Origin of the sequence: Achromobacter sp. Marseille-Q0513 (genome assembly GCF_018195695.1) — a bacterium.
GTDB lineage: Bacteria > Pseudomonadota > Gammaproteobacteria > Burkholderiales > Burkholderiaceae_B > Achromobacter.
Map to the genome: position 1 here is coordinate 1 of NZ_JAGTJY010000276.1, position 5,401 is coordinate 5,401.

General features: G+C 70.7%; 5 protein-coding genes. 2 read left to right on the forward strand and 3 right to left on the reverse strand.

Translation table 11 applies throughout. From position 1 onward, the window contains the following. Together KDH83_RS29210 and KDH83_RS29215 are read left to right on the forward strand one after the other, a co-directional pair. Positions 1-558, forward strand: a 558-nt coding sequence (locus KDH83_RS29210; RefSeq protein WP_212322242.1) for a FimD/PapC C-terminal domain-containing protein, incomplete at its 5' end; no start/stop codon positions are given. After that, on the forward strand, positions 555-1,523 hold the full coding sequence (locus tag KDH83_RS29215; RefSeq protein WP_212322246.1) for a spore coat U domain-containing protein: 969 nt from the start codon (positions 555-557) through the stop codon (positions 1,521-1,523). The genes KDH83_RS29210 and KDH83_RS29215, both read left to right, overlap by 4 nt. Positions 1,524-1,554: 31 nt before the next feature. Here the strand turns inward: KDH83_RS29215 and KDH83_RS29220 are convergent, their stop codons facing one another. From KDH83_RS29220 to KDH83_RS29230, 3 genes are all read right to left on the reverse strand, one after another. Beyond that, positions 1,555-3,411, reverse strand: coding sequence for an MFS transporter (locus tag KDH83_RS29220; RefSeq protein WP_212322247.1), 1,857 nt, complete (start codon positions 3,409-3,411; stop codon positions 1,555-1,557). Between the two features lie 150 nt (positions 3,412-3,561). Then, on the reverse strand, positions 3,562-4,551 hold the full coding sequence (locus KDH83_RS29225) for a DUF4880 domain-containing protein (protein WP_212322248.1): 990 nt from the start codon (positions 4,549-4,551) through the stop codon (positions 3,562-3,564). Between the two features lie 103 nt (positions 4,552-4,654). After that, positions 4,655-5,230, reverse strand: a complete 576-nt coding sequence (locus KDH83_RS29230) for a sigma-70 family RNA polymerase sigma factor (protein ID WP_212322250.1) — start codon at positions 5,228-5,230, stop codon at positions 4,655-4,657. Positions 5,231-5,401 lie beyond the last annotated feature (171 nt).

Genomic DNA, 5,401 nt, shown 5'->3' on the forward strand with positions numbered 1-5,401 from the left:
GCGCTGGTGCTGATGGACGGCGTGGTCACGCCGTCGCGCCGGATCAACGACAGCTTCGCGCTGGTGTCGACGGGCCGGCCGGACGTGGACGTGCTGCACGAGAACCGCAAGCTGGGCAAGACCGACAGCTCGGGCCACCTGCTGGTGCCGGATCTGATCCCGTACCAGGCCAATCGCCTGTCGATCGACGCCGAGAACCTGCCGGTCGATACGCGGCTGGAATCGACCAAGGCGGTGGTGGTGCCGCAGTCGCGCTCGGGCGTGGTGGCGAACTTCCAGCTGGAGCGCTATGTGGCGGCCACGGTGATCCTGAAGACGCCGGACGGGCAGTTCCTGCCGCCGGGGGCCGGGGTGCTGCACGCCGAGAGCGGCAAGCGCAGCGTGGTGGGCTATGACGGCATGACCTTCGTCGAGGACCTGCAGGCGTTGAATCACCTGACGGTGCGGGGCAAGGGCGCGTCCTGCCGCGCGCAATTCGAATATGGCGCCGAGCCCGGACGCCTGATGCCCACGCTGGGGCCCTATGTCTGCCATCCCTTGGAGGAACGCGAGCAATGAGACGTGCCATCGTGTTGATCGTCATGGCGTGGTGCTGGGCCGGGGCGGCGCAGGCGCAGAGCTGCAACCTGTCGGGCAGCGCGACCACCATCGACTTCGGCACGATCAACCCCTTGCTGCCGACGGACACGCTCAACAGTGGCGGGCTGATCAAGCTGGACTGTACGGGTCTATCGCTGTTCACGCGGGTGTGCATCAGCATCGGGGTGGGCACGACCAGTCCGTCGATCGCGGCGCGCGCGATGGGCAACGGCTCCTATCGCATGAACTACAACCTGTATACGGACTCCGGCTATTCCAACGTCTGGGGCGCCGCCACGACAACGGCGCCCACCTCTCAGTTGCTGACCGGCATCGGCGCCGGGTCGGTGTCGGCGACCGTCTATGCCAAGCTGCCGGGCGGCCAGAACACCGTGGCCATCGTGAACAATGCCGATACGCAATACATGGAAAGCTACACCACGGCCGCGCAGGCCAAGGTGGATGTGCAAAGCTTTCCGCTCAGCGGGCTGCTGCAGAATTGCCCGTTGAGCGCGCCTTCCCAGACCTTGCAGATCCCGTTGACGATCAAGGCGCTGGTGCAGAAGAACTGCACCATCTCCGCCACCAATCTCGTGTTCCCGGCCCAGGGGCTGCTGACGGCCCCGGTGCCGGGCAGCAGCCAGATCAGCGTGCAATGCACCAACAACAACGCGTATTCGCTGGCATTGAACGGCGGCACGGTGGGCGGCAACGTGCTGGCGCGCAAGATGAAGCACTCGACCGCCGCCGACACGGTCGGCTACCAGCTGTACCAGGGGTCGAACTACGCCGTCGTGTGGGGCGACGCGACGGGCGGCTCGCCGCTGGCCGGCCAGGGCACGGGCGCGGCGCAGAGCTATACCGTCTACGGCCTGGTGCCGGCGCAGGCCACGCCCAGGCCGGGCAGCTACAGCGATACCGTCACGGCCACCATCACATTCTGAGCCCGCGCCAGGGACGGGAGGGGGGCGCGCCCTACAGCGATTCCGGATCCCGCCGCAGCGAGAATCCCTGCGACCCGTTCATCGCCAGGTAGCTGACGTTGCGCGACACTTCCGGCGCCGCGTCGCCGGCGTGCAGCGCGCGCACGCCGTCCAGCACCATCTTGTCGGCCAGCGTCATGCGGTCCAGCATGCGCAGGTACTGCATCCAGCTCTCGACCAGAAAGACCTCGCGCCACACGCCTTCGCGCTCCAGGTCGCGGAACAGTTGCCACTGCTGCGCGCCGTTGCGCAGCCGCATCAGGCGCAGCGGATGGGCGGCGGCGATCAGCGCGCGCAGCTTGTCGTTCGGAATCTGGTACTGCACCGCCACCAGCACCGCGCCGTGCTCGGTGTCGAAACCGGCGGCTTGCAGGGCCGGCTCGGCGCTGTCGGCGCGCGTCAGCGACTGGGCGTCCACCTGCTCGGGCAGGCGCGAGCGATACAGCAGCAGAACGGTCAGGCCCAGCATGACGCCGGCGCCGGCCAGCGCGCCCGACACGCCCAGCGTGCCGGCGAAATGGCCCCACATGAACGAGCCGGCGGCCAGCCCGCCGAAGATGGCGGTCTGGTACAGCGCCAGCGAGCGCGCCTTGACCCAGTCCGGCACCAGCATCTGCACCGTGGTGTTGTAGGTGGCCAGCACGCCGATCCAGCAGCCGCCGGACAGCAGCAGGGCGGGGAAGGCGACCCACAGCGTGCCGGTCAGCCCCAGCGCCAGCAGGCAGGCCGCCAGCAGGCCGGCGGCGGCGCTGATCAGGCCGCTGTTGCGCACCAGGCCCGCCGTGCTGGCGGGCTTGAGCGTGGCGCTGACTTCATTGCCGGCCGTGGTGGACTTGAGGTTGCCGTCGGTGCCGTAGCCCTTGCGGATGTAGAAGTCGTCGCCCGCCGCCAGCGCGGTCTGGCCGCCGGGCGTGGCGATGGCGCCGGCGTTGTGGACCTCGCGGCCCAGCAGCAGCACGTAGCCGCCGCCCTTGGTGGCGGTGGTGGACGCGGCGGTGTCGATGCGCGCGCCGGCCTGCACCTGTATCTGCCCCAGCGCGTCCTTGAAGGTGGGCAGCGTGCCGTTGGCATCGGTATAGATGCCCTTGTCGCGGAACTGCTCGTCGGTGATGGTGGCGGCGGCCGCCACCAGGTTGCGCGCGTTGACCTGGCTGGTGCCGGTGAAGATCACGCCGTTCTGGTTCACCACCAGCACGGTGCCGTCGGCCTTGATCGCGCCATGGATCTCGCTGGGCTTCGCGGATGCGCCCACCACGCGGTTCAGCGCCGCGTCGGACGCGTTCTGCTTGAATTGCAGCGTGGTGTTGCGGCCGACGTTGAAGGTGTCCCAGTTCAGGATGGCTCGTGACTGCGTCTGCTCGATGGTCACGACCTGGCGGCCATCGGCCGCGCTCTTCTGCGGCGCCTTGGCGCCTTCCCATTTGGCCTGCGCGCCCTCGGCCGCCCACAGGCCGCCCGGCGTCAGTCCGTCCGGCACGCCGGCGCCATTGGCGGCGGCCGCCGCCCGCGCGGCGGCCTGCGCCGCCTGCTGCGCGGCCACGGCCGCCGCCGTGCGGTTCAGGTTGTCGAGCGAGCGCTGCAGCTGCTGGCGCGACTGCGCCTGCTGCTGGCTGGCGTTGCCGACGCCGGCCAGGCTGCCGTCCGGCAGGCGGCCCGAGCGTTGCACGGCTGATTGCGCCGCGCCCTTGTCGGCGAACCAGCCGGGGCTGAAGGCCCGCGATTGCGCCTGCGCCGCGCCCGCCGCGCCGCCGGCGATCAGCAGCGCGGCCACCGCCTGCGAAACCGGCGTGCGCCGCCAGGCGCGAGGAGAGGAGGAAGGACGGACGGAAGGCGCTTGAAACATGGGCATGGCGTCGTTCTGGTGTGTCGATGAGGGGCCGCGGCGGCGTGGCCGCCGGGGCCGGCTTACTCATCTAGTCGAACGGCGCGCGGGGACTCGGCACAACAATCCCCATGAAATTTTTATGACATGCGCAATCCGGGCCGCGCGCCATCCGTCTCAGCTAAGGAAGACCAGATCGCCCACGCGCCGCACCTGCGCGCCGTACAGCTGCTGTATCTGGGCGATGGCCTGGTCCAGGTCCTTCACCTCGTAGCGGGCGCTCAGGCGGCGCCGCGCCAAATCCCCATTCATCAGCACCACGCGGCCCGGCCGGTAGCGGTTGATCTCGTCGATCGCCTGTTCCAGCGGCAGGTCGTGGAAGCTGACCACGCCCGCGCGCCAGTCCGAGGGCCGCGCCGGCAGCGGAGTGGGGGCGTCGAGCGTGTCGTCGTCGTAGGCGATCTGCATGCCGGCCGCGAGCCGCAGCGCGCCTTGCGGATGGCGCACTTCGAGTTGCCCGGCGTTGCAGCGCAGCTGCACCTGCTGGCCGCGCAGCCGGCGGATCTCGATATCGCCGTCGGCCAGCAACAGGCGCGCGGCGCCGGCTTTCACCAGGCAAGGCTGGTCGCGCCGGGCCTGGATCGCCGCCTCGCCGGCCACCAGCTCGATCTCCGGCCGGCCGTCGCGGGTGGCGACGTTCAGGCTGGTCTGCGTGTTCAGCGCCAGCGTCAGCTGCTGCGCGTCCAGCGCATAGCGGCGCTGTTCGCCGGTGGCGGTCCGGTAGTCCGCCTGCATTTCGGCATAGGACGGCCACAGGCCCAGCGGCGGGCGCAGCAGTCCCACGGCGGCCAGGCTGGCGAAGGCGCCGGCGCCGCCGGCCAGCAGCCAGCGCCGCCGGGGCGAGAATGGCGCCTGCGCCCGGCGATCCGAGCGCGCCTGGGCGGGGCGCTCGGCCGCATAGGCCTGCACGACGCCGCCCAGTTCGCGCCAGGCTCGGCTGGCTCGCGCCCAGGCGCGCTGGTGCGTCGGGCTCTGGCCGCGCCAGGCCTTGAAGGCTTCGCCGTCCTGGACGGTGGGCGACCCGGCGCCCAGGACGCGCGCCCAGGCGTGCGCCTCGCGTTCGATCGCGTCGTCGTCGGGAGAGCCGGGGCGGTGTGCGGTGTTCATGGGCGGGTTCGGGCGGCGCGGGCGGAAGCGCCGTTCTCTTGCTTAGACGTTTGGGCGACGGCAAAACGGCACGCCAAACGCGTGAAATACACACTTGCTTGCATTATTTTTTCGCTCTTTGTCCGCGCCGGCCCGGTTCGACGGGCGGCTGGCCGGATGTGGCGACGTCCTGCGCCCGTCGCATCGCGCGCAGGCAGTGCTCGTGCGCGGTCTGCAGCTCGCGTCCGACCAGCCGCAGCGAAATGCCCCAGCGCTGCGCCAGTTCGGGCCGCGACAGGCCGTCGACGCGCGCCGCCACCAGGATGTCGCGCTGGCGCGGCGTCAGCATGTCCAGAGCCTTGAACATGCCTTGCATGTCCGAACGCGACTGGGCGATCTCGGCCGGGCCGGGAGTCTCGTCCTCCAGCTCGAAGAATTCGCTGACCTCGCTCTCGCTGAGCAGGCGGGTGTCCTGCCGGATGCGGTCGATGGCCGCGTGCACGGCGGTGTTGACCAGATAGGTCTGCGGATGGCGCACGCCGTCCAGGTCGTCGCGCGCGGACAGGCGCAGATAGGCGTCGTGCAAGGCGTCGCCGGCCAGGTCGGAGGCGCCGCCCAGGCGCCGCGAGACCTGGTTCCTGAGCGCGTCGTAGCGCTCCGCGATCAGCCGCCTCAGCGCGGCGAGTCCCGCTCCGCTCATCGCGCGCAGGCCTCGCGTCCATTGGCCGAGGGCAGGATCAGCAGCGTGGCGGGCAGGCCGAAGCCGGGCGGCGGCGCGCCCATCGGCAGGCCGGCCAGCGCCCGGCGCAGGCCGGGTTCCATGTCCGGATGGCCGTCCGCGTGGACCTGCACGCCGTCGATGGCGTGGGCG